This window comes from Pseudoalteromonas sp. L21 (assembly GCF_021728035.1).
Classification (GTDB): domain Bacteria; phylum Pseudomonadota; class Gammaproteobacteria; order Enterobacterales; family Alteromonadaceae; genus Pseudoalteromonas; species Pseudoalteromonas arabiensis.
The window spans coordinates 99,849-124,830 of sequence record NZ_JAKKCV010000005.1 but is presented as its reverse complement, the minus strand read 5'-3'; the positions used below and the strand labels follow the sequence as shown (position 1 = coordinate 124,830).

Annotated in this window: 19 protein-coding genes; 14 read left to right on the top strand and 5 right to left on the bottom strand. The window is 41.3% G+C overall.

Going from position 1 to position 24,982, the window contains the following annotated elements; genetic code table 11:
* Nucleotides 1–119: 119 nt before the first annotated feature.
* Nucleotides 120–1,775 carry an EAL domain-containing protein gene (locus L3V41_RS15045; protein WP_237128035.1) on the top strand — a complete coding sequence of 552 codons (1,656 nt, stop codon included), beginning with the start codon at nt 120–122 and terminating at the stop codon, nt 1,773–1,775.
* A gap of 6 nt (nt 1,776–1,781) precedes the next feature.
* Here L3V41_RS15045 and L3V41_RS15040 read toward each other — a convergent pair whose 3' ends face one another.
* Complete coding sequence (locus tag L3V41_RS15040; protein ID WP_237128034.1) at nt 1,782–2,678, bottom strand: pyridoxal-phosphate dependent enzyme; 897 nt, start codon at nt 2,676–2,678, stop codon at nt 1,782–1,784.
* A gap of 236 nt (nt 2,679–2,914) precedes the next feature.
* Here L3V41_RS15040 and L3V41_RS15035 point away from each other — a divergent pair, with 236 nt between their 5' ends.
* The 11 genes from L3V41_RS15035 (at nt 2,915) to L3V41_RS14985 (ending at nt 16,572) form a co-directional block, all read left to right on the top strand.
* Complete coding sequence (locus L3V41_RS15035) at nt 2,915–4,939, top strand: formylglycine-generating enzyme family protein (protein WP_062567318.1); 2,025 nt, start codon at nt 2,915–2,917, stop codon at nt 4,937–4,939.
* 129 nt (nt 4,940–5,068) lie between these two features.
* Entirely contained in the window at nt 5,069–6,112 is a 1,044-nt protein-coding gene (locus tag L3V41_RS15030) for a rod shape-determining protein (RefSeq protein ID WP_036973172.1), read from the top strand.
* On the top strand, nt 6,112–6,954 hold the full coding sequence (mreC, locus tag L3V41_RS15025) for a rod shape-determining protein MreC (protein ID WP_193988248.1): 843 nt from the start codon (nt 6,112–6,114) through the stop codon (nt 6,952–6,954). The genes L3V41_RS15030 and mreC overlap by 1 nt, the downstream gene beginning before the upstream one ends.
* Entirely contained in the window at nt 6,947–7,426 is a 480-nt protein-coding gene (gene mreD, locus L3V41_RS15020) for a rod shape-determining protein MreD (protein ID WP_062567319.1), read from the top strand. The genes mreC and mreD overlap by 8 nt, the downstream gene beginning before the upstream one ends.
* On the top strand, nt 7,426–7,995 hold the full coding sequence (locus tag L3V41_RS15015; protein ID WP_237128033.1) for a Maf family protein: 570 nt from the start codon (nt 7,426–7,428) through the stop codon (nt 7,993–7,995). Before mreD ends, L3V41_RS15015 begins: the two co-directional genes overlap by 1 nt.
* 1 nt (nt 7,996) lies before the next feature.
* Nucleotides 7,997–9,469, top strand: coding sequence for a ribonuclease G (gene rng / locus L3V41_RS15010; RefSeq protein ID WP_062567321.1), 1,473 nt, complete (start codon nt 7,997–7,999; stop codon nt 9,467–9,469).
* Entirely contained in the window at nt 9,469–13,329 is a 3,861-nt protein-coding gene (locus L3V41_RS15005; protein WP_237128032.1) for a YhdP family protein, read from the top strand. The genes rng and L3V41_RS15005 overlap by 1 nt, the downstream gene beginning before the upstream one ends.
* A gap of 1 nt (nt 13,330) precedes the next feature.
* Complete coding sequence (locus L3V41_RS15000) at nt 13,331–14,149, top strand: carbon-nitrogen hydrolase family protein (protein ID WP_237128031.1); 819 nt, start codon at nt 13,331–13,333, stop codon at nt 14,147–14,149.
* On the top strand, nt 14,146–15,585 hold the full coding sequence (gene tldD, locus L3V41_RS14995; RefSeq protein ID WP_062567324.1) for a metalloprotease TldD: 1,440 nt from the start codon (nt 14,146–14,148) through the stop codon (nt 15,583–15,585). Before L3V41_RS15000 ends, tldD begins: the two co-directional genes overlap by 4 nt.
* A 219-nt stretch (nt 15,586–15,804) precedes the next feature.
* Nucleotides 15,805–16,299 carry a DUF2799 domain-containing protein gene (locus tag L3V41_RS14990; protein ID WP_228074393.1) on the top strand — a complete coding sequence of 165 codons (495 nt, stop codon included), beginning with the start codon at nt 15,805–15,807 and terminating at the stop codon, nt 16,297–16,299.
* A gap of 18 nt (nt 16,300–16,317) precedes the next feature.
* The gene (locus tag L3V41_RS14985) at nt 16,318–16,572 is read left to right on the top strand and encodes a hypothetical protein (protein ID WP_228074395.1); all 255 of its coding nucleotides are present in this window, start codon (nt 16,318–16,320) and stop codon (nt 16,570–16,572) included.
* A 53-nt stretch (nt 16,573–16,625) separates the two neighbouring features.
* Here L3V41_RS14985 and L3V41_RS14980 read toward each other — a convergent pair whose 3' ends face one another.
* From L3V41_RS14980 to L3V41_RS14970, 3 genes are all read right to left on the bottom strand, one after another.
* Entirely contained in the window at nt 16,626–17,360 is a 735-nt protein-coding gene (locus tag L3V41_RS14980; RefSeq protein ID WP_062567326.1) for a glutaredoxin family protein, read from the bottom strand.
* A gap of 125 nt (nt 17,361–17,485) precedes the next feature.
* Nucleotides 17,486–19,267 (bottom strand): hypothetical protein, encoded by a 1,782-nt coding sequence (locus L3V41_RS14975; protein WP_237128030.1) that lies wholly within the window; start codon nt 19,265–19,267, stop codon nt 17,486–17,488.
* A gap of 91 nt (nt 19,268–19,358) precedes the next feature.
* Nucleotides 19,359–20,405, bottom strand: a complete 1,047-nt coding sequence (locus L3V41_RS14970; RefSeq protein WP_157066148.1) for a helix-turn-helix domain-containing protein — start codon at nt 20,403–20,405, stop codon at nt 19,359–19,361.
* Nucleotides 20,406–20,649: 244 nt separating this feature from the next.
* On the opposite strand from L3V41_RS14970, the gene L3V41_RS14965 reads away from it, so the two are divergent.
* Nucleotides 20,650–21,240, top strand: coding sequence for a hypothetical protein (locus tag L3V41_RS14965; RefSeq protein WP_157066149.1), 591 nt, complete (start codon nt 20,650–20,652; stop codon nt 21,238–21,240).
* A gap of 107 nt (nt 21,241–21,347) precedes the next feature.
* Here the strand turns inward: L3V41_RS14965 and gorA are convergent, their stop codons facing one another.
* Nucleotides 21,348–22,709, bottom strand: coding sequence for a glutathione-disulfide reductase (gene gorA / locus L3V41_RS14960; RefSeq protein WP_062567330.1), 1,362 nt, complete (start codon nt 22,707–22,709; stop codon nt 21,348–21,350).
* A 136-nt stretch (nt 22,710–22,845) separates the two neighbouring features.
* Between gorA and prlC the strand changes: the two genes are divergently transcribed.
* The gene (gene prlC, locus L3V41_RS14955; protein ID WP_062567331.1) at nt 22,846–24,897 is read left to right on the top strand and encodes an oligopeptidase A; all 2,052 of its coding nucleotides are present in this window, start codon (nt 22,846–22,848) and stop codon (nt 24,895–24,897) included.
* Nucleotides 24,898–24,982 lie beyond the last annotated feature (85 nt).

The window sequence follows — 24,982 nt, the reverse complement described above, 5'->3', positions numbered from 1 at the left end:
CGCTCTGTAGCCTTGTATTTATAGGGTTCTTGGACAACACTTTGTGTATGTTTGAGCAACAAAGCTGTGAAATGAAAAAAGATTTTACTGCACATATTAAGAAACCGGAGGCCATTTATATGGCGGCCGTTTTTTTGCTATTAGTTGTTTTTAATATTTTTTTAAGTGATGTACTACACGAAAAAGTACATAACTCAGGGACTGAGCTTGCCAAGCAAGTTTATGACTTAAGTCTCGACCCTGTTTCCTCACATGACATTATTGCAACTTTAGTTCAAAGCCAAGGGTTTGTGATGAATACGTCAGAGGTATCACCTAGTTTAGCGAAGTTTATTGATTTAGAGCAGGAAGTATTTAGCTATAAGACGGTGAGCCTGCGGTTATTTCATTGGCCTTCTTGGTTAGTGGAAAGTCATTTGTTTTTGTTTCTAAATTTAATCTTGATTGGAGCGTGTTATTGGGGGTTACGTCGCTGGCGGATGGCGCTTAAGACACCTGTGCTGGAAGATGCAACGATTAAAAAGCCCGCTCAATTAAGTGAGGCCAAGCCTGAAATGCCGCGTAAATTAGTAACGCCAAAGCTTTTGCCTCATCAAGATTTGAATATTCTGTATGGTGTTCCTACTAATTATAACCATTTATTTTCGTTATTTTTTTGGAAAACCCCTTTTCCTGAAAACTTGGATGTCGATAATTATTTTAAATTAGTGATTGCTAAAGGATTTGGTGAGCTGGTCAATCGCTCGGTTAAGTTGCTTCCTTCAGGAGGCGTTGCGGTCACACTGAATAGCGTCCCTGCGACTGAGGTTGATAAATACACTAAGCGATTGCATCAAGTTATCTATCAAGCATGTCTTAATTATCGCAGTGACTTGTCCCGCAGTGATGTAAAAATAGGGGTGTGTAATTACCGCACTGGGGCGGATCAAGCGGTTGTTTATCAGTTGACTAAATCGGCCCTTGCGCTAGCAAAACAAAGTGCCTGGCAACATATTCATCGCTTGCCGTTTGGGCACACGCAATCGAGTGTGCTTGCTGATAGCAAAGAACACTTATTTGAATATATAAAGAAAAAGCACTTTATGCTTTTTTTCCAACCATTATTCGATTTGCAGACCGGCGATATCCTTCAGCATGAAGCGTTAATCCGTATTCGTCATAAAAGCCTCGGACTTTTGGCGGCGCGTCATTTTATCCCGCAAATGAGTAGCAAGAAGGATGTACTTTTGCTTGATCAAACGGTTGTTTTGCAGGTAAAAAAAATACTGTTGAGTGAACGAGGCGCAATGGCCGTTAGTATCAACTTACATGCCCTGAATTGGTTTAATAAAGAGTTTTGGCAGTGGTTGAAAGGTGAGATGCAAAGCTGTGATACGGTCAGTAAGCTGCAATTTGAATTAAATGAGGATGACTTTTTAAAGCAGCGCCACCGATTAGCAGGGCAGTTAGATTGTTTGGGTAAATTGTCGGCAGGAGTGGTTATCGATAATGTACGCAGTGCAGAGCACTTGCCCCTTTACCGTGAGCTTGCTAATTTTTGCGCTATAAAGCTCGCGTTTGAGTTAATACACAATATTGATACTAACAAGCAGCAACAAAAGATCGTGAAGGAAATTATCGCAAAAGGGCATGAATTAAGTTGCCCTGTTTATGCTGTGGGTGTTGAGACACAAAATGAGTTAGCAACGCTGAAAAATTTAGGAGTGGTTGCTGCACAAGGGTTTTATTTTGCTGAACCACTGCAAAAGTTGGCGGATATTACCCCATATAGCTGACCGTCGCTAAATTAAGCCTCTGTACTTTAACCCATTTAGACCTTGTAACCCGCCTGTGTGGATGGCGGTTATTACACTTCCAGATGCAAAGTAACCTTGCTCAATTAACTGCCAAATAGCATACATCATTTTTCCACTATAAATAGGTTCAAGGGGAATGTCGTATTGTTGAGTAAAGGTTTGACAAAAACGCCATAGCTCATCAGAAAACTTGCCATATCCGCCATCATGGTAATCACATAAAAGTTGCCAGTTGTGCTGTTCTTTTGCTTTATTACTGAGCTGTTTTATTTCTTCGATTAAATAATCAGCGTGTTTAAGGACAGCAATACCTAAAAGGGTTGTTTGACTGCTCGTTCCTTCTATTAACCCTGCTAATGTGCCACCGCTACCCGTTGGGCAAATGATATAGTCACTAGCTGGTAAGCTTTGTGCCAATTCCATACAGCCTTTAATCGCCGCAAGGTTTGTTCCCCCTTCAGGCAAGATGTAAGCATTAGGAAACTGCTTTTTTAGTTCGTCTAAGTAATGGGGATCATGACGCTGGCGGTAAGTAAGGCGATTGACCGGATGTAGCGTCATACCAAAGCGCTTTGCATCGTTTAGCGTCGGGTTAGCTTCATCAAGTAAGGGGCCACGGATAATCCCATGAGTTTTGAAGCCAAATAGTTTTCCTGCGATTGCACTGGCGTGGATATGATTTGAGAATGCGCCACCAAAGGTTAACAGCTCTGACTTACCCTGTTGTTGCATTATTTGTAAGTTAAATTTAAGTTTTCGCCATTTATTGCCGCTTATTTCAGGGTGAATCAGGTCATCACGTTTGATAAACAACTGTAAGTTATGCGCTTCTAACAGAGGGTGGAAAATGGGTTGAATGGGTGACTCACAACTAATATTCACGATGCTACTTAGATAAAAAAAGGGGCTCAATTATAGCAAAATCGTCATATAGATAGAAATTAGTCAATTAAACTAAAATGATTATGTTATTTACTGGCATCAACTAAGGTAATAGTTGTAAACTCAGATAATAATTGAACAAAGCTTGTGTTTTGCCTTGCAAGTACATAGCATAAGAGTTTAATTATAAAAAATAATAATGACCAAATAATTGCCGCTTTTTGGGAATGGAATATATGCGAATAGCTCCTTTATCTCTGTTAATTTCAGTTAGTTTGCTAGCAACGAGTGCATTTGCACAAGATACTGCTACGGTAACTGGGATTGAATCAGAGATCAGTAAAAAACAAGCCGAATACGATAACTCGACCGTAATCCTCGAAAAACACCTAAAAGAAGAAAGTCAGTTACAAAAACAACTCGAATTATTACGCGCACGCTCAACTGAGTTAGACAAAGAAAAAAACCAAGCGCTTGATGCAATGAACGAGATGTACCGTCGACTTATTGATGACCCAACATTAGATATCAGTAATGCGCAAGCGCGTTATCAAAAAGCAGTGGTTGATCATAAACAGAACAAAGATGATATTTCGATGCAATTAGCGGCAATTGCTTCACACCGAAAAGATATCGAGCAAATTCGCGTAGCGAAACATACGCAACTAAACACATTAGAAAGCTTAAAAGAGCAGTTGGCTACAGCACGTGTCGAGCGTTTGCGCAATGAGTTTACTCGAGAAGGCACTTTAGAAGTTAATCACACAATTAACTGTAAGCGTACCGAAACACTTGCAGCCTGTGAGCAGCGCGGCCAACAAATGGGCTTGCAAAAAGCCACCAAACGTTTTGTAGACCAAATTTTTGCTAACTTAACCGAAGAACGCCTTGTTGAACCAAAGCGTAATCTTGCTGGCGCACAAGTTAAAATTCTTAGCAGTCATGTTGTAAATAGTGCGTTTAGCGGCCAAGGTAATTACAACGTGAACTTAAGCGTAACGATGCGCGGAGACGTAAATAGTAGCCGTTTATGTAGCTTACTGAATTTGGATAACCGTTTTTGTGCTGATTATGGCACACCGCTGGCGGGCAGCTATCAACCAAACTATACAACGACTTACTCGGATAGTCAGTTAACATTCAGTGACTCTCAGGATAATAGTAAGGTGGTATCGGTTTCTCGTATGAGTGAGGAGCCGGTAAGTGATTATTCTGTAAAAAAGCCAGTAAGGGTTGAACCATTACCTGATCTAAAAAAATCTAAAATGGTTGAATTAACGCTTCGTTCTAATGTCTATGATGATGAAGTGTTTATAGATGGCGTCAGTTTTGGTTCTACTAAACTCACAACATCATTACCTGTTGGCTTTCATAATGTAGAAATTCGTAAGCGCGGCTACAAAAGCTATCAAGTTCGCTTAGAACTTAATAAGTCACAAACAATTCATGCCAAGCTGGTAAAAAAGCCTGAGCCTGTTGTTGCAGCTATTACAACCGCTGAGCAACCATCATCGGCACCAGCGGCAAGTATTGTAAATAAAACGAATACGGCGAGTCTCGTTGTCATTCCGGCAGGTAAATTTAAAATGGGCGATATCAACGGCAGTGGTCTTGCTAATGAGCGTCCAGTGGTAGAGAAAACCATTGCCAACTCCTTTGCGATGCAAAGTAAAGAAGTCAGTGTTGGTGAGTATGAGCAGTTTGTTGCCAATACAGGTTATAAAACAGAAGCCGAAAAAAATCGCGGTTGTGCTTATTACCTAAATGGTGAACCTGTGTGGGAAGCAACCCTAAACTGGCGTAATCCAGGTTTTGATCAAGACAGTGATTTTCCGGCAGTGTGTTTAACCTACAATGATGCTAAAGCATACGCAGATTGGCTATCAGGGCAAACTGGACAGCTATTTCGTTTACCCAATGAGGTTGAATGGGAATACGCTGCACGTGCAGGTAAAGAAACTGAATACCCTTGGGGTAATGAAATTGGTAAAAACCTAGCGAATTGTGGTTGGTGTGGCAGTGAGTGGTCTAACAAAAGTGCTGCGCCAACAGGCTCATTTTCTCCTAATGCATTTGGCCTATACGATACTGTAGGCAATGTATGGGAGTGGACAAATAAAAAATCGGAACAGTCTGATGTGGCTGTTCGTGGTGGGGCATGGAATTTCGCACCTAGCTTGGCTCGTGTATCTACGCGTTTAATTTTAGCGCCAGATTTTCGTGCAAACTATATTGGGTTTCGTCTAGTACGCGAACGATAAATTTAATAAGGAAGCAATGGATGCTTCCTTTTTTAACAAATAAAGAAGGTAGCTGCGCTTTTTCATGGTGAGCATGATAGAGTGAAAGCAGCTAATATAAGAACGTATTTTCAAAGGTCATCCAGCCTCATGTTTAAAAAACTTCGTGGTATATTTTCAAACGATCTATCGATCGACTTGGGTACAGCCAATACCCTAATCTATGTAAAAGAAGAAGGAATCGTATTAAACGAGCCTTCAGTTGTTGCTATTCGCCAAGAGCGCGCTGGTGGTCCTAAAAGCGTTGCCTCTGTGGGAACAGAAGCTAAGCAAATGCTTGGTCGTACACCTGGAAATATTAAAGCGATTCGTCCAATGAAAGACGGTGTAATTGCCGACTTTTATGTGACCGAAAAAATGCTTCAGCACTTCATTAAGCAAGTACATAACAACAACTTTATGCGTCCAAGCCCGCGTGTACTTATTTGTGTTCCTTGTGGTGCAACACAAGTAGAAAAACGCGCCATTCGTGAATCGGCAATGGGGGCAGGTGCACGTGAAGTGTATTTAATTGAAGAGCCAATGGCTGCGGCAATTGGTGCAGGTTTACCAGTATCTGAAGCAACAGGTTCAATGGTTGTTGATATCGGTGGTGGTACCACTGAAGTGGCTATTATTTCTTTGAATGGTGTGGTTTATTCATCATCTGTACGTATTGGTGGTGACAAGTTTGATGAGGCAATTATCAACTATGTTCGTCGTAACTTCGGTAGCTTAATTGGTGAAGCAACCGCTGAAAATATTAAGCATCAAATTGGCTCTGCATTTAAAACAGATGAACCAGTTGAGATTGAAGTGCGAGGCCGTAACCTTGCCGAAGGTGTGCCGCGCTCATTCACGCTTAACTCACATGAAATTCTAGAAGCATTACAAGAACCACTGATGGGAATTGTAAGTGCTGTGATGGTTGCACTTGAGCAGTCTCCACCAGAGCTTGCATCAGATATTTCTGCACATGGCATGGTATTAACCGGCGGTGGTGCATTACTAAAAGATTTAGACCGCTTACTCATGGAAGAGACGGGGATTCCGGTTGTTGTTGCTGACGACCCACTTACCTGTGTTGCGCGTGGTGGCGGTAAAGCCCTCGAAATGATTGATATGCACGGTGGTGACGTATTTAGTTACGACTAATGAAGTTAATGTTTGGTCGTACAATCTCTTTGCAACTGCGACTTTTTGTCGCAGTGCTTTTGAGTGTCGTTTTGATTGTGGGCGACCGCTATACACAGGGTGGCACAACCATTCGCACCAGCTTAAATACCCTAGTAAGCCCACTTATCTATCTTGCTAATCTGCCTTATGAACTATTTAGTATAGGTGCAAAAAACCTTCACACACGCGATCAACTTCTTACCGAAAATGAAGCACTTAAAAAGAAGCAGCTACTACAAAGCGAACAACTACAACAGTTAGCCTTTTTAAGTCGTGAAAATGATAAGTTACGTGCTTTACTAGGTTCATCGGCTAAGCAATCTAATCGGAAGATCATTGCGCAAGTATTGTCTGTACATTCAAATCCATATAGTCACCAAGTGGTGATTAATCGTGGCACAACCGATGGCTTAAGTGAAGGCCAAGCTGTCATCGATGAAATGGGGGTTGTTGGGCAAATTACGCAAGTTGGATCGACAACTTCCCGCGTATTATTAATGACCGACACCACACACGCTACGCCAGTACGCATTTTACGTAACGATGTACGCACAGTGGTTGAAGGCATTGGTAAGATTAATGTCGTAAAGCTTTCACACGTGCCTCACAGCCTTGATGTACGCATAGGTGACATCTTAGTGACCTCTGGGTTAGGAGGAACTTTTCCTGAAGGTTACCCAGTGGCCGTTGTGACAGAAATCAATCGCGATGAAGGTCACCCATTCGCACAAGTGTATGCTGAGCCTATTGCACAGTTGGACCGTATCCGCTTATTGGTTGTGCTGTGGCGTAACCAGCAGGAGAGCATAAGTAATGAATAGTCGCTATTCCTTGCTAATCGCAATTAGTATCTTCTTTGCACTGGTGATGGCATTGATGCCATTGCCTATTTCATTTGAACCTTATCGACCTGATTGGGTGTTAATGGTGCTGATGTACTGGTCGCTCGCTGTACCACATCGTCTTAATATCGGCACGGCTTGGGTGGTGGGGTTACTCATGGATTTGGCTTCGGGTTCACCACTTGGCGTGAACTCATTAACTTACTCTGTGTGTATTTTTATCACGGCAAGTAACTTTCAAAAAATTAGAAACTTTTCTCTATGGCAGCAGAGCATATTAGTGGCTCTGTTTTTAACGCTTTACCACCTTATGCAATTTTGGCTTAATCATTTCTTGATGGGGGTTTATTTCAGCCCGCATTACTTATGGCCAGTGCTAACCGGCATGCTTTGTTGGTGGTGGATTTTCTTAATATTGCGTAAATACCGCCGTCATTTCAGGATTAGATAATGCAAACCGCAATTTATTTGGCGTCTGCATCACCGCGTCGAAAAGAGTTGCTCAGCCAGCTTGGTATCGAGTTTTCTCAATTTAGCGTTGATGCAGATGAAAGCCAATTCCCGAACGAGTCTCCTCGTGATTATGTTGAGCGTTTAGCGAGACTCAAAGCACAATCTGGTGTCGCAATGGGTTACACTGACCGCCCTGTGCTTGGCAGTGATACCGTGGTGGTGATTGATGACACCGCACTTGGCAAACCGTTTGATAAAGCAGACTTTATCGCAACAATGAAGCGCCTATCAGGGCGTACTCACCAAGTTATGACCGCCGTAGCTATTGCTGACAGCCAGCACGTAAAAAGCAGTCTTGTTGTCACTGATGTGACTTTTAAACAATTAAGCGATGACGAAATCGATGCATATTGGCACTCCCAAGAGCCACAAGATAAAGCCGGTGGTTATGGTATACAAGGTCTAGGCGGGCGATTTGTGAGTCACATTTCGGGTAGCTATTTTGCTGTTGTCGGCTTACCTTTATATGAGACAGAGCTGTTATTAAACGAATTTTTAAGAGGGTAACATGAGCACCGAATTACTGATCAACGTTACACCGAGTGAAAGCAGGGTTGCGCTGATTGAAAATGGCGTACTGCAAGAAATTCAACTAGAGCGAATTGGCAACCTAGGGATTGTTGGTAATATTTACCTCGGCAAAATTAGCCGTGTATTACCAGGCATGCAAGCCGCATTTGTAGATATTGGCTTAGACAAAGCGGCTTTTTTGCACGCGTCTGACATTGTTAACAGCGCCTCTATTGTTGAAGGTGTTGATGAGCAACCCATCAAGAAAGTACAAGATATTCGCGAGCTTGTTCGCCAAGGACAGCACATCATGGTGCAGGTGGTCAAAGATCCTCTTGGTACTAAAGGGGCGCGTTTAACGACTGATATTACGATTCCATCTCGTTACTTAGTGTTTATGCCTGATGCGACACACGTCGGTGTGAGCCAGCGTATTGAAACCGAAGAAGAACGTTTACGCTTGAAAAAAATTGTTGCTGAATACGGCGATGAAGATGGTAGTTTTATTGTCCGTACTGCTGCCGAAGGGGCAAGTGAAGCTGAGCTTCGTCACGATGCTGAGTTTCTAAAAAAGCTGTGGCAAAAAATTGTTACTAAGCGCAAAAAAGTAAGCAAAGAAAGTATTTTGCATGAAGATCTTACACTGGCGTTTCGAACTCTTCGTGATTATGTTGGCGAAGATATGGAGCGAATTCGTGTTGACTCTAAATTAACGTATCAAGAACTAAAAGAATTTACTGAAGAGTTTGTACCAATTCTATCCGGCGCGCTTGAATATTACCCAGGTGAGCGACCAATCTTCGACTTATTTGATGTTGAAACCGAAATTCAAAAAGCCTTGCATCGTAAAGTAGAGCTTAAATCGGGCGGTTATTTAATTATTGACCAAACTGAAGCGATGACCACCGTTGACGTAAATACCGGCGCGTTTGTAGGCCATCGTAATTTAGAAGAAACTATTTTTAACACTAATATTGAAGCAACATCGGCGATTGCCCGTCAGTTACGGTTACGTAACTTAGGCGGCATTATTATTATCGACTTTATCGATATGGTCAGCGACGAGCACAAACGCCGAGTGCTTCATTCACTTGAGTCAGCATTGGCAAAAGATCGCGCTAAAGCCAACATAAATGGGTTATCTGCACTAGGCTTAGTGGAGATGACTCGAAAGCGCACCCGTGAGAGTTTAGAGCATATTTTATGTGATGTTTGCCCTGCGTGTTCTGGACGAGGCTCACAAAAAACGGTTGAAACAGTCTGCTACGAGATTCTGCGTGAAATTGTGCGGGTTAATCGCGCTTATGCTGCTGATAAATTTATGGTGTATGCTGCGCCATCGGTCTCTGAGGCACTTATTAATGATGAGTACCATAACCTTGCTGAACTTGAACTATTTATTGGCAAGCAAGTCAGTATTCAAACAGAGAGTTTATATAATCAAGAACAGTTTGATGTGGTAATGATGTAATGAACACAAAGACGGTCTGCTTTTATTGTATACGCAAGGTATGGCAAGTATTTGCTATCACCCTTGTGTTGCTGGCCGTTATTGTCTCTGTTTTAAAGTATACACTTCCCTATGCCAATGATTATAAAAGCAATATTGAAACGTTTTTATACGAGCAATTTGATGTCAACCTGTCAATAGGCTCTATTTCTGCGAGCTGGCAAGGAAAGGGGCCATCATTAGTTCTCGAAAATATCTCTTTTGAAGACAACCAAACATCGCCTATCGCTTTAAATATTGATAAGGCGAGTCTTGAAGTTAATCTTTGGGAATCACTTAAAACCCGTCAATTAAAGTCGAACTACTTTGTCATTAATGGTTTCCATGCCGATGTCGACTTACCAACAATGCTGGAATTAAGCAGTGAACAACAAAGTAATAGCTTTGAGCAAAAAGAACTTATCGAAAGCTTGTTTTTAGGGAAAACAGGTCACTTTGCTGTGCAAGATAGTAGCCTTAATTTTATGTTAGGTGATGGCAAAGCACGTAAACTCATTCTTGAAAACATTGTTTGGCAAAATACCCCTGAGCAGCATCAAGGCGCTGGTTCATTAGCTTTACCTGGCATCTCCGTGGGGAGCTTTGATGCGCGAATGGCATTAAATGGTTCAACACTTGAAACCATGGCGGGTGATATCTATGTAGAGGCTGCTAATGTAGATGTGTCTAAATGGCTTGCACAATTTATCAATACTGATAAACAGCAATTGCACTCAGATATGAATTTACAAACGTGGGTTAGCCTTGAAAAAGGCTTGATCAGCGATGTGAAAGTGCAGTGGCAACCTAGCTTTGTAAATTGGCAACAAAACCAAGAGTCGCATCAAATCAACCTAAGTAAAGGCGGGTTCCACTTGTTTCCTTGGCAGCAAGGGTGGCGTCTAAAAAGTACCGGTCTGACCTTTGAAAGTGATTTAAAGCAATGGCCGACACTGCAATTTGAAGCCCAACTTGGTAAGCAAAATAAAATTTGGCTTAAGCAATTTGATTTTGCTTTATTAGCCAAACTTGCCCAATTAAGTAATTTTGAAGTACTTACTCCATTTTTGGACCGCCAACCAAATGGACAATTAAGCGATGCGTATGTCGAGTTTGGACAAAGTGAACAATGGCAACTTTGGTTTAAAGGTGACCAACTAAATTGGTTGTCACTAAACGGTATCCCTGGTGGTCAAGCAATTAGAGTCGATGGCTTCATTAATCAGTCTGCTGGTCGCATACAACTTTATGGAGAAAACAACCGCTTATTGACCAACGGTAGCTTTAGCCAAGATATTGCCTATAACCAACTCAATATTGAGCTCGATTTACACCATTACACCGACGGCTGGCGTATCAGTAGTGATAATTTATGGCTTGATAACGACGAGGTGACGCTTGCAGCTGAAATGATGTTAAGCCTAACAGATGACCCTCGCTTAGATTTATATGCTGAAGCGTATGCACCTGATGCCACAGTAGCAGGGCATTATTTTCCTTTGCCTGTAATGAGTGAGAACTTAGTTAACTATTTAAATGGTGCCATTCAAGGTGGTGAAGTAAATAAAGCGCAAGTGCTCTATTCAGGACCTTTTGAAGGCTTTCCATTTAGGGAGCAACAGGGTCAGTTTGAAGTATTGGCAAACGTCAATAGCGCAAACTATCAATTCTCACCAAGTTGGCCTGCGGTTGAAGACGCTAACGTAACGCTACATTTTGAAAATGAGCGCATGGATATCTACAGTAAGTCGGGCAAGCTTGTTAATTTAGACTTAGGCGATAGCGTACATGTCAGCATTGCTGATTTAATGAATGCCGAAATGCTTAAGGTTGCTATTAATAAACGCGCTCATGGCGAAAAGTTAACGCCTTTTTTTGCTGCAACGCCACTGGCAAAACCTTTAGCAAGTGTTTTTGAAGTTGTGCAAGCTCAAGGGGATGCGGCCGCAGAAATTGAGTTGTTGGTTAACTTACGCTCAGGGCATGTTGATGCAATAGGTGAAGTTGAGCTTGCAAATATCCCTGTATACCTTGCGCAGCCAGGTATAACCCTTAACCATATGACCGGCATTGTTAAATTTAATAATGACAAAATCGATTTCAATAATGCTAAAGCTGATTGGATGGGCATGCCGCTGACCGCTAATTTCAGCAGTGAGAACGTCGCAGATAATTATCGCGCCGAAATAGCGATAAAGCTTGCTCTTGAAGCAGAGCCATTAATCGAACAAGCACATGGTCTCTTAGCGGGTTATTTAACGGGGCAAAGTGATGTAGACATTAATGTATTACTTAACTTTCTACCAAATGACTTTAACTACCGTGCGGACGTAAGTGGTAACTTAGTGGGTCTTAGTAGTCAATTACCTGCTCCCTATAATAAAAGTAAAGAGCAAACATGGCCACTTACGGCTGTTGTGCAAGGCGACAGAATTTCAAACTTGATCACTGCGAACGTTAATGAGCAGGTTTTCTTTAATGCTATTTTAGATAATGACGAACAAAAATTTAATAACGTACATTTAATTTTGGGTGAGCAAGACCTTGGCCTTAATCGTGACGGTTTTGCAGTATCAATTGATTTACCACAGACAGAACTGACACCTTGGTTTGGTTTAATTGACCAAATTATTGCGCTCGCTAAAGTAAAATCAGACTCACCAAGTGTGATGCCTACGTTTAATAACGTAACCGGTAAATTTAATAAGCTTGCACTGCACAATATCGAGTTCAATGATTTTGAGTTTCGCTTAGCACCAAAGCAATCAGACTTAGAATTAAAACTAAATGCCAAAGAATTACGCGCTGATGCACTCATTCCAACCGGTGAAACGCGCAGGCCAATTCAAATTTTTACTGACTACTTACGTATTAATTTTAATGAAGCAGCACCAGAGCAAACCAAAGATGTTGGTGAACCAGAAGACTTAAGCTGGTTAACGCGTATTCCTGCCATCGAGTTTAACTGTGAAGATTGTAAAGTCGCAGATTATCAACTTGATAAAGTCAAAAGTAGTTTAGTCGGTGAGCAAGACACACTGTTATTTACTGAAGTGCTCATTGATAAAGGCGATCATGTACTCAGAGGGAAAGGGCAATTTGCCAATGGCCAAACACGATTTACTGGTAACTTACAAAGTGACGATATTGGTGAGTTATTTGATGAGTTTGATATAACAACCACCGTTAAGGACTCAGACGCCGATATTCAATTTGATTTAGCGTGGCAAGGTGCCCCGTATAACGTTGATATACCAACACTGATGGGAGAGCTAGATTGGCGCTTAGGTGAAGGCCATCTTGCTGAGATAAGTGATGGCGGTGCGCGAGTATTTTCACTGTTAAGTTTAGACTCCCTAGTGCGTAAGCTAAAACTGGATTTCAGAGATGTATTTTCGAAGGGTTTTTTCTATAACAGTATGCAAGGGACTATGCAGCTTGATAAAGGCATTGCTTACACGCAAGATACCAAACTTGACGGTGTACCTGCTGACTTGACTATTAAAGGCCATACTAACCTAAATACCCTTGAAATTGACTATGATTTGGCAGTCGCACCACAGGTTACTTCAAGTATTCCTGTTATAGTTGCATGGATGGTTAATCCTGTAAGTGGCTTAGCGGCACTTGCCATCGATAAGGTTATTCACTCTGCCCGGGTGATCTCAGAAATTAATTTTAAAGTCAGTGGCAGTATGAGCGATCCTGAGGTGACCGAAGTCGATCGTAAAAGTCGAGAAGTTACTTTACCACAAGCTGCACAGAGCCAGCCGCAATCTTCCTCACGGTTAAAATTAAAAGACGCGGCATCATCTGCGAGTTTACAAACCAATGAAGGCTAATATGTCGGGTCAGGTTTTAGCATTACAAATGTGTTCTGGTATCAATGCAGAACAAAATATGGCGTCTTTGAGGCTGTCATTACAGCAGTTACCTAAAACGCGTCCTTTACTGGTTTGCCTACCCGAAGCTTTTTTGATCTTTAGTAAAAGTAGCCAAGCGAGTTATCAATTAGGGCTTAAAATTGATGGTTACAAAGCACAACTTGCACAGCTGTGTAAGCAACATGATATTTGGCTAGCTGCTGGTACCGTGCCTGTTTCGCAAGATAATGGAAAATACTTAGCTGCCTCATTTTTATTTAATAGCCAAGGTGATGTAGTCGCGCAGTACAATAAAATTCACCTATTTGATGTCGATGTTGCGGACTCCACCCGATGTTATCGTGAGTCAGATGCGACACAAGCGGGTAGCGATATTGTCGTGGTTGACTCACCCTTTGGTAAAATTGGTTTAGCAGTATGTTATGATCTGCGCTTTAGTGGTTTGTTTAGTGCTATGCAGCGACAGGGTGCTGAGCTAATTTTAGTTCCTAGTGCTTTTACTGTTGTTACCGGTGCTGCTCATTGGCATCACTTATTAGCTGCCAGAGCAATTGAAACACAGTCTTATGTAGTTGCAGCTGCGCAGTGGGGAGATCATGAAAATGGTCGGCAAACATATGGCCACAGCATTATAATTTCGCCATGGGGAGATACGCTCAGTGAGCTTCCAAGTGGCACAGGGTTTATCAGTCATGAACTTGATTTAAACCAATTGAATAAGATACGCCAAGACATGCCTGTGCAGTCTCAGCAACGATTTAGAGAGCATTTATTATGAACACGGTTGAACAGCATTTATTACAAGACAGCCAGCTAACACGAGAAGAACTCGAAAAAACGCTCGCCTTTATTCACCAACATCAAGTGGACTACGCCGACTTGTATTTTCAATCAAGTCATCATGAATCGTGGGTACTTGAAGATGGCCTTGTGAAAGAGGGATCATATAATGTTGAGCGTGGGGTTGGTGTTCGTGCTGTCAGTGGTGAAAAAACAGGGTTTTCATACTCAGATGCAATCAACTTAGAAGCGTTAAATAAAGCGGCGACTGCTGCGCGTAGTATTGCAGATGCAGGTGAAAATAAAACAGTTCAAGTGTTTAGTGATGTTGCTGCAAAACAACAATATGCACCGCATCAACCTATTCAAAGCATGAGTGATAGCGATAAAGTAAACTTACTACGTGAGCTTGAAAACTATATTCGTGAATTAGCGCCTGATGCAGAGCAAGTGATTAGCTCAATGTCGGCGGTGTATGAAGAAGTACTTATTGCAGCCAGCGATGGCACATTTGCAACCGATATTCGCCCGCTTATTCGTTTAAACTGCTCAGTATTACTTGAAAAGAACGGTCGCCGTGAACGCGGTGGTGCTGGTGGCGGCGCGCGTTTAGATTATGGCTATTTTAAAGAATTAGTTGACGGTAAGCCTCGTTGGATGGGATACGCTGAAGAAGCGGTTCGCCAAGCAAAAGTAAACTTAGAAGCAATTGATGCCCCTGCCGGCAGTATGGAAGTCGTACTAGGTGCAGGCTGGCCAGGTGTGTTACTACACGAAGCGGTAGGTCATGGCCTTGAGGGGGACTTTAACCGTAAAGGCGCATCAGCGTTTAGCGGTAAAGTAGGTGAAAAGGTAGCATCTGAGCTGTGTACAGTCGTGGATGATGGAACCATTGCTGACCGCCGTGGTTCATTGAACGTAGATGACGAAGGGACTCCTGCAGCCTATAACGTACTTATTGAAAACGGTATTTTAAAAGGCTACATGCAAGATAAGCTTAATGCGCGTTTGATGGGCGTAAACCCTACTGGTAATGCGCGCCGCGAATCTTATGCTCACTTACCTATGCCACGTATGACCAACACGTATATGTTAGGTGGCGAACATAGCCAAGCAGATATTATCAGCTCTGTGAAAAAAGGCATTTTTGCGCCGAACTTTGGTGGCGGCCAAGTCGATATTACCTCGGGTAAATTTGTGTTCAGCGCATCGGAAGCCTATTTAATTGAAAATGGTAAAATCACTCAACCGATTAAGGGTGCTACATTAATTGGTAACGGCCCTGAAGTGATGCAGCAAATTTCAATGGTGGGTAATGACCTAGCGCTCGATAAAGGCGTAGGAGTGTGTGGTAAAGACGGCCAAAGTGTACCGGTAGGCGTTGGTCAGCCAAGCCTTAAAATTGACAACTTAACTGTTGGTGGTACGGCATAAAAACTTAACTTAACGTGTGTTTACGCTAGTACGTAAACACACTGCAATCCCTTATTCTTGAGTTTCTATCAATAATCTTCCCTTTTTATAATTTGTGACCTAAAATAGGTACCTCGCTTATTTTATATCGGTTAGGTCACAGTGTTTCATCGGTTCATTTATTTATGTGTATTCTTGTTGTTGCTATCTGGGTGCAGCAGTTTGTCGCACGAAGAGTGTATGCAAGCTAGTTGGCAAGAATTGGGCTATGACCATGGTGTTCAGGGGTATAGCTATGATCAGGGTAAAGACATTGTCTTTGCATGTAGAGAGTTTGGTATCACGCCTCAGTTAGAAGAGTATAAGAAAAGCTATCAACAAGGACTTGCTGTGTTTTGTGTACCAGAACATGGCTTTACCCTCGGTATTCAAGGACAAGCTTACAATGGCGTATGCAATGATGAGCACTTTAGAAGAGCATGGGAAGAGGGGAATGATCGCTATCAAATTGAAGCAAGAAAAGCAGAAATAGATCAAAGAATAGACACCATAAATTGGCAGCTTCAATCTATTTCGAATGAATTGAGCAATAAAAATAACTCAAGCGAAAAACGTAAAGAGTTGAGATATCGACGGACACAGCTAGAAAGAGAGCGTAAAGATTTAAGAAGAGAAAGGTCACTTTTACCTTTACTCGACAAGCTTCCCTCATTTCATTTTAGATATGAACTGTAATTAATTTAAGAGGATACTATGAAAAAAATATCAGTTTTAATGGCTTTTTTAATGCTTGCCGGTTGTGCCTCAGAATCAAATTTGCAAGACCATGAACAACGCGCTTTACTCGACCATCACTGTTTGGGCGGCGAAGTTGAAGCAAATTATAACTATACATTTTTTAGCACAGATGCTGATGAAATGAATAAAAGCACGGTGGACACAGTGTGTCACCCAGTGAAAACTCAATCTGAACTTGAAAAAGATATAAGAACAGGTGGTTATAACTGATCTATCAATAAAGCCTGCAGCTGCAGGCTTTATCTAGCCTATAAGTAAATAGTTTAAACAGTACTAAGCATCCAGATACCCGCCGCAATCATAAATAAGTTTTCGCTCAGAGAAATAAAACCGAGCGGCACATTACTATCTCCACCTACACAGGCACACTTGAGTTCTCGTTTATCAATGTATACAGCTTTAAACACAGATATAGCTCCAATGCTACCAATAAACAGCGAAAATGGTGCAACAGCTAAGGCGGGTAATTCAGCCACCATACCAATGGCAACATACGCCTCAATAAACGGGTAAATATAGGCATAGGGCACAACACGCATGGCGAGTAAATCATAAGTAATAAATGAATTTGAAAAGCTGTATAAGTCTTGCAGTTTTTGAATAGCGAGCACAGCCATTGTCAGTGCAACAAATAGCATTATGTTCTGCATCGACAGTAAAGCGGTGCCACTAGCATAACTAAAACCACAACTCAGTAGCATGGTCACTGCGAAAATGGCTAACACGGGCGTGTAAGTTGTGCCTTGTTGCCCTGCTTCTGGCAGATTAAAAAAGTCGCGTAAATCATCGTAACCACCAATGCGCTTATTATCGATAAAGGTTTGCGGGGTGGTTTTTACATCATGCTGCTGTTTAAATTTATCGGTTTGCTCACGGTTTGTTAAATGACGGTCATCAACATCGTAACCATGACGTTCTAGTAAATCTTTTGATTTTAAACCGAATGGGCAAATATGCTCATCGGTCACCATGCGATATAAAATTGCAGACTTAGACACAGTGCCTCCTTGTAAAAAATGCCTTGTTTCTTCGTAATAATTGCTTAATTACACAGTAAACAAGGGCAAATTGTTGCTATAACTGGTTACTTTATTAACAGTTACAAGGTTTGTGCCAGCACTGTTTATTGCTTAGTTATGGTTAAAACGGCATTCATCACAGGGTCAACACCCGCAAAGTAATCTGTTGCAGATAGTGAAATAGGCAGATCGGGTGCTAACCAAATTCGATGATCTTCCGCACGGCTTTGCTGGTGGAACTGACTCGAAATAAGCCCTGTTTGTTTACTGTAAGGTAAGTTAAACCAGCCCGCTTCACCTACCACATTCGGACGGGTGCCTGATGGTTCACCTACAAAAATTGTTGGCACTATATTGGCAATCTTAACCGCTACATCATGGCCTGCCGAAAACGTATTACGGCCAATTAATATAAATAACTTACCTTGTGGTTTTAATACTTTAAAAAATGCGGCTGTTGCCACCAAAGGAGGGGTAAGCGAGCCATTACCACCACTATTATGGCGAAGGTCCAGCACCATATGTTCAATGTCATCGTGTTTTATTTGTGTTTGTAGTTGCGTGGCAAATTCAGCAAGTGTGAGATCTTTGCTATTACGCACATCATTGAATTGCACATACAGTAATTTATTTGTTTTTATTTGTTCGCTCCAAAATGGCGTGTTGTTTTTCGCTAAGTAACGAAGCGTAGGGTGTTCAGCAAGTTTTGGTAATTTAGGAAAGCCTGCAAATTGCATCGATTTTAGCGCTGGCGTAACAGTGGTGACAGCCCCTTTCGGTGACCTGAGCGTGAGTGTTACCTTATTGCCCTTGCTAATACCAAGCCCGTTTAGTACATCAAGCAAACTTAAATAATATGGGCCTAACCAAAGGGTTTGCATTTCATTATCGCGAGCATTAACACGTTTGGTTAACTCAAGGGCTTGCTCGGCTGGTGTATCGGCTAGTGCTTCAACTTTATAGCCAATATATTGCTGATAATCGCTACTGGCTTTGGTGATGTATAAGCCATCACTAAATTGATAAAACTGAAATGGTAATTGCTGAAAGTTGCCTTTTTCACCCCATGCAGGGATCAATAAATTATGACCATTGCCAAGTAGTGCTATTAGCTCCATAAACTGAAAAACAATTTGCTGATCAGTCAGGTTAGGAATCGATTTATCAATGTCTGTTACTTTTTCTGAAAACTGTTGTGGGCTCATGTTTTGATACATTGCCACGTGTAAACGGTTAATCTCCGCGACTAAAAACGCTAAATCGGCGCGCCATTTTTGATCGCGATTGAGTTCAGTACCGAGGTTATTACCCGCTAGAGATTTAAAGCTGGCTGATTGCGCAAAACGCTCAAAGTGAGGATTAGTGCCTGATTTAAATAAGCCGGTGCCTGCAAGTGTTGGTCGGTCATCCCACCTTGCAGAAAGTGCTTTTTTAAGCCAATATTCGGCTTGTTGTTGGTTATTAAGCTCTGCGTATGCCTCTGCAATTTTCACCATTAAATCGTTAGGGTTACTAGCCCCATTAGCAATGCCTTTTAAGCTAGTCCCAATTGCAAGTGCGCGTTGCAAAGCATTGCTGGCATTTAGATAGTCGGCCAATTGAAAGTAACTGAGGCCAAGTAAATACCAAGTATCACCATCATGTTGATATTCATTAATGAGCTTTTTTGTGAGTTTATTCACCAGAGCCCAGTTTTGTTGTTTAGCAAATTCTATTGCCGCTGTTTTCGATTGAAAGTAAGCGATTGGGTCGCTTGCACCAACGCGACTTGGTTGCACTTTTAAGGCTTGATTCGTCACTTCTAAAGAATGATTAGTTGCTAAAGAAAAACTCGAATAGTTCATTAAAAGGATAAATGTTAGTAGTAAAAAATAGGACTTGTACATCTGGAGTCTCAAAGCTGTTTTTTTGTTTAAATTAGCGTTTTGGCTGTAAAAAAGCGTCCTAAAACAGGATTTAGGACGTTTTTTGTCTGTTTTATGAGCAGGTTTTTAGTGTTTGCTTCTTAAATTGACTCGGCGTTAATCCCGTTTCTTTTTTAAACACCGCATTAAAAGTCGATTTAGAATTAAAGCCAGCTTGAAATGCCAGTTCTATCAGGCTGAGTTTTTGAGATGAGTCTTGCTCTATTTCGCGTTTAACATCATTCACTCTATGCTGGTTGATGTACTCACAAAAGTTGTTCCCCGTTGTGCTGTTAATAGCCCAAGATATTTCTTTACTACCGAGCCCAGTTTTATTTGCTAAGTCGTTTAATGACAACCTAGGTTGTCGATAAAGCGATTCATTAATAATCAAGTTATCAATGGTTGAGAAAATTTGCTGCGCAAGTTGCTCGTCAGACGAATCAGTTTGTTCAGCTTCGGGTTCTTCAGGCAATGTGACTGGCTCGAATTGAAAGCTACTTTTGATGGTGTGAAACAACAAAAAGCTAAACATTAGCAGTAACAGTATTTCGTTTAATAAATACCAGTGCATCTTTAAATCGAGCGGCGTGATTGGTTGCACATTCATACGCAGCAAATCGAATACGACAATAATGGCAAAAATAAATAATGCTTTGATCAGCCACTTTAATTTAAGGCTCTCAGCATCTGAGCGAGCATGCATAAGTTGTTTGTGATAGCGCTTTAAAATGCCATAAGCAAAGTAGAAATAACCAAGTTGACTAAGTGAACCAAGTAAAATGATCGCTTGTGTGTAGTGGGTAAAGGCCAAGGAAATAGCCGCAGGAATTAAGTGAACCGCGTAGTGTGATGTTTTAAAGGGTTGCTTACCTGTAATCGACAAGGTAAAAAAGTAAATCATAGGCCCATACAGTAATGTAAATGCTGGGGTGATTAAGTAATCAGAAAACTCTAACCCTTCTAACAGATTAAAGGCGCATACACAGCCTTGAAATGCAAACAACAGCACCAAGGAACGACTTTGTTTTTGGCTATTAATTAATAATGCACCAAATAACATTTGAAACAGAAAGATACTCTGTACAAGGTGTACAGGGAATAAAGTGATTGATTGCAAAGTAGTTTACGTTTTTATTATTTTGACTGAGTTTAACAACTCACCCTCACTTTGTAATCATAGGCATAAAAAACTTGTGGCAGCATCATAAGTTTTTTGTTTCAATAATAAATACAAGTTGCTTTTTGTTTAACCATTTTCTTATTACTTGATGTGATTGCTAGTTACAAGAATCTGACAAGTGGTAGATGAAGCCTTTTTTATCTAGTTGGATAAATAACTTTTTAACAAGGAGTTAGATAGTTTGAAGAATATATTTTTGTGTGTACTTTTAGTGAGCACATTTGTCGTTTCTGGATGCAGTAGTATGTCGCTGGCATCAATGTATAAAATGATGAGTTTCGACCCTTTAGAAGTTGAGCCAAGCGAGGTAGTTGTTGCTGTTCAAGTTCCTGTAGGAATTGTTATTAATAATAACGATGTAGTAATTAAATTTAACGTAAAAGCTGATGATCCTAACTATAGTTTTGAGCATGAATACTTTGTCAATGTGAATGAAAAATATGAATTACCTGATGAGTTAAAACAAAAAAACAAGGTGAATAGTAACATTTTTATTTTACAGTTGAATAAAAATGACGCACTAGAAATGCGGCATGATCAGGATGTAGTAAAAGATTATAAAAAGAATAGTATCACGGGTACTATTAATATGAGTGTGAACGTCAATTCAGCATGTAAAAACAGCGACTTTTCATCTGAAAATAGTGAGTTAAATGTCTATTTGAAACTTAATAATAGGGATGATTTTTTTGCATTTATGGAAGATGTAAACGTGTTCGAGTTGGAAAGGAATGAGAGCGGTTATTATAAACCTATTTCATTTTGTTCGTAGGTGTATTTGGCTCAATTCTATAAGCTCCACTTCTATGAAAAATCGTGAGTTTTATTAAAACCTTGTGACAGCACCACAAGGTTTTAATATTGACTCGCAACGCGAGTTTATCTCATCGTTACAAACTCTTCTGAGCCTGTTGGGTGAATCGCCACAACAGCATCAAAGTCTGCTTTGGTTGCGCCCATCTTCATGGCAACAGCAAAGCCTTGAATCATTTCATCTACGGTAAAGCCAATGCCGTGTAAGCCAACAACTTTTTCGTTATCACCTGCACATACTAGCATCATGTTGCATGCTTGGCGGTGTTGTGTAACCGCAGTATACATTGCTGCAAAGCTTGATTTATAAACTTTAACGTTTTCTTCGCCATATTGCGAAATCGCTTCTTGCTCCGTTAAACCAATCGTGCCGATTGGTGGGTGGCTAAATACCACAGTAGGCACTAGCTCGTAGTCCATCTTTAAATCATCAGGTAATTCTTTATTGAATAAACGCTCAGATAAAATACGGCCTGCTTTAACGGCTACAGGTGTAAGTTCGATACCGTTTTCGATGATATCACCCACTGCATAGACGTTCTTAGCAGTGGTGTTTTGGAATTCGTCTACTTTTACATAACCACCTTCATTGACTTCAACTCCCGCAGCTGCAAGATTGATCTTATCAGTTGTTGGTGTACGGCCAATGGCCCAAATTACTTCATCAACGTTTTGGCTGTGGCCATTTTCAAAATGAATCGTTAAGCTGCCATCGCTTTCTTTAACGACTTCTTTCGGCGTGCAATCTGTATGAAGAGTTGGGCCTTCTTTTGCCATAATATCGACTAGGGTATCAACGATGTATGGGTCAAAAGTACGCAGCGGTTTGTTTTTACGAACAAACAAGTGGGTTTCTGTGCCAAGGCTGTGGAGTACGCCTGCGATTTCAACGGCAATATAACCCGCACCAATAACAGCTACACGTTTTGGCTGTTCGTTTAATTCAAAGAAGCCGTTTGAGTCAATACCAAGCTCAGCACCTGGGATATTAGGAATAGTAGGGCGGCCACCTACGGCAACAAGAATATGGTCAGCAGTGTATAGTTCACCATTAACTTCAACCGTTTTGCTATCAACAAATTTAGCAAAGCCATTGATTACAGTAACGCCATTGCTTGATAAATACTTATTGTAACCTTGGTGAATACGGCCTATGTACGCTTCGCGACTTTCTACTAATTTAGCCCAGCTAAAGCTTTTTAACTCAACATCAAAGCCATAATCAGGTGCGTAAGCATTAATAGCTTCAGCCACTTGTGCACCATGCCACATCACTTTTTTAGGAACGCAGCCCACGTTTACACACGTGCCGCCCATGTGTTTTGCTTCAATAAGTGCCACTTTTGCGCCACGCATTGCTGCTCTGTTAGCAGAAGCGATACCGCCGCTACCGCCACCAATTGCAATGTAATCAAAATGCTGAGCCATAGTTTGTCCTCAAAAATAGATAACTTTTCTTTAATTAATCGATAATAGCATAATAAAGACCAAGGTTAAGCCCCTTGTATTTCATCAATTTGCCCCAACCTCAGAATCATCTTCGCATTAAAAATTGAGAACGAAAATGACAATTGCAGAAAATAATCCACTTATTGGTTTAGAAGGGCTTCCGCCGTTTTCTAAGATTGAACCAGCGCATGTGGTGCCAGCATTAAAAGCGGCAATTAAAGAGTGTCGTTTAACTATCGATAAGGTCTTGGCAGCTAAGTCATATACGTGGAATGATTTGGTGCTTCCACTTGAAGAAGCTGACGATAAGCTATCACGACTATTTTCACCGGTATCTCATATGAACTCAGTCGTGAACAGCGATGAGCTACGAGAAGCTTATGAGCAATGTTTGCCGTTGTTATCGGAGTACTCAACGTTTGTGGGTCAGCATCAAGGTTTATACGATGCTTATAACGCTCTACACAACAGCGATGAATTTAAAGCACTTACCACCGCACAGCAAAAAACGATTACTAATGCGTTACGTGACTTTGAGTTATCAGGTATTGCGCTAAAACCAGAGCAACAAAAGCGTTATGGTGAAATTAGTGCGCGTTTATCAGAGCTTTCATCTAAGTTTGGTAACAATGTAATGGATGCCACACTTGCTTGGCAAAAGCATATTACTGATGAAAGCGAGCTTGCTGGTTTGCCTGAATCTGCATTAGCTCTGGGTGCTGATACGGCAAAAAGTAAAGATCTAGATGGTTGGGTATTCACGTTAGATTTTCCATCTTATTTACCTATCATGACTTACGCAGATAACCGCGAATTACGTGAAGAAACATATACCGCGTTTGTTACTCGTGCGTCGGATCAAGGTCCGAATGCGGGTGAGTTTGATAACTCTGCCATTATGAGCGAAGAACTTGCGCTTCGTCATGAGCTTGCGCAATTACTTGGTTTTAACAGTTATGCAGATATGTCATTGGCAACAAAAATGGCAGAATCACCTGCTCAGGTATTTTCATTCTTAGAAGATTTAGCAGCTAAGTCTAAGCCACAAGCCGAGCAAGAGCTGGCTGAGCTAACGGCTTATGCAAAAGATAAACACGGTGTGACGGAGCTTGCCGCGTGGGATTACGCTTATTACGCAGAAAAGCTTAAGCAAGAGAAATACGCGATTTCTGATGAAGTACTGCGCCCTTATTTCCCTGCAAATAAAGTATTAAATGGCTTATTTACCACAGTAAATCGCTTATTTGGTATTAACGTTAAAGAAGTGAGTGACTTTGATACTTACCATCCTGACGTACGTTTCTTTGAGATTTACGACAGTAGCAACACGCTACGAGGCCGTTTCTATTTAGATTTATATGCACGAGACCGCAAGCGTGGTGGCGCATGGATGGACGATTGCATGGGTCGTAAAGTACGTGCTAACGGCGAGCTACAAACACCCGTTGCTTACTTGGTGTGTAACTTTAATAAAGCGGTGGGTGATAAACCTGCACTGTTTACTCATAACGAAGTAACCACCTTATTCCATGAGTTCGGTCATGGTATCCATCATATGTTAACTCAAGTTGATGCAGCGCCAGTGGCGGGTATTAACGGTGTTGCATGGGATGCGGTTGAATTACCAAGCCAGTTCTTAGAAAACTGGTGTTATGAAGAAGAAGCGCTTAACTTCATCTCGGGTCACTATGAAACAGATGAACCACTACCAAAAGAACTGCTTGATAAATTGCTTGCGGCGAAGAACTTCCAATCAGGTATGCATATGCTGCGTCAGCTAGAGTTTTCGTTGTTTGATTTTACGATTCATCATGACTACAAAGCAGGTGAGCCTTGTAATATTCAAGCTACATTTGATGATGTGCGTAGTAAAACAGCGGTTGTTAAGGTTCCAGAATTTTACCGTTTTCAGCATGGCTTTAGCCATATTTTTGCTGGTGGCTATAGTGCAGGCTATTACTCGTATAAATGGGCAGAGGTTCTTTCGGCTGACGCATTTTCTAAATTTGAGGAAGAAGGGATCTTTAATCAAGAGACAGGGCAGGCCTTCCTTAACAATATTTTAGAAAAAGGAGGCAGCGAGGAACCTATGGAACTATTCAAGAAGTTCCGAGGCCGTGAGCCACAAGTTGATGCACTGCTTAGGCACAGCGGAATTGCAGCCTAAATAGTAAGTATTATTGGAAAGCGCCGAAAGGCGCTTTTTTTATTAATAAACCTTAGCAAAATCAACCCTGCGTACTATGCTTTTT

What these genes read in the sequence shown, in the direction of transcription:
- L3V41_RS15045 (WP_237128035.1), top strand. Translation starts at nt 120, where the DNA reads ATGGCGGCCGTTTTTTTGCTATTAGTTGTTTTTAATATTTTTTTAAGT.
- L3V41_RS15035 (WP_062567318.1), top strand. Translation starts at nt 2,915, where the DNA reads ATGCGAATAGCTCCTTTATCTCTGTTAATTTCAGTTAGTTTGCTAGCA.
- L3V41_RS15030 (WP_036973172.1), top strand. Translation starts at nt 5,069, where the DNA reads ATGTTTAAAAAACTTCGTGGTATATTTTCAAACGATCTATCGATCGAC.
- mreC (WP_193988248.1), top strand. Translation starts at nt 6,112, where the DNA reads ATGAAGTTAATGTTTGGTCGTACAATCTCTTTGCAACTGCGACTTTTT.
- mreD (WP_062567319.1), top strand. Translation starts at nt 6,947, where the DNA reads ATGAATAGTCGCTATTCCTTGCTAATCGCAATTAGTATCTTCTTTGCA.
- L3V41_RS15015 (WP_237128033.1), top strand. Translation starts at nt 7,426, where the DNA reads ATGCAAACCGCAATTTATTTGGCGTCTGCATCACCGCGTCGAAAAGAG.
- rng (WP_062567321.1), top strand. Translation starts at nt 7,997, where the DNA reads ATGAGCACCGAATTACTGATCAACGTTACACCGAGTGAAAGCAGGGTT.
- L3V41_RS15005 (WP_237128032.1), top strand. Translation starts at nt 9,469, where the DNA reads ATGAACACAAAGACGGTCTGCTTTTATTGTATACGCAAGGTATGGCAA.
- L3V41_RS15000 (WP_237128031.1), top strand. Translation starts at nt 13,331, where the DNA reads ATGTCGGGTCAGGTTTTAGCATTACAAATGTGTTCTGGTATCAATGCA.
- tldD (WP_062567324.1), top strand. Translation starts at nt 14,146, where the DNA reads ATGAACACGGTTGAACAGCATTTATTACAAGACAGCCAGCTAACACGA.
- L3V41_RS14990 (WP_228074393.1), top strand. Translation starts at nt 15,805, where the DNA reads ATGCAAGCTAGTTGGCAAGAATTGGGCTATGACCATGGTGTTCAGGGG.
- L3V41_RS14985 (WP_228074395.1), top strand. Translation starts at nt 16,318, where the DNA reads ATGAAAAAAATATCAGTTTTAATGGCTTTTTTAATGCTTGCCGGTTGT.
- L3V41_RS14975 (WP_237128030.1), bottom strand. Translation starts at nt 19,267, where the DNA reads ATGTACAAGTCCTATTTTTTACTACTAACATTTATCCTTTTAATGAAC.
- gorA (WP_062567330.1), bottom strand. Translation starts at nt 22,709, where the DNA reads ATGGCTCAGCATTTTGATTACATTGCAATTGGTGGCGGTAGCGGCGGT.
- prlC (WP_062567331.1), top strand. Translation starts at nt 22,846, where the DNA reads ATGACAATTGCAGAAAATAATCCACTTATTGGTTTAGAAGGGCTTCCG.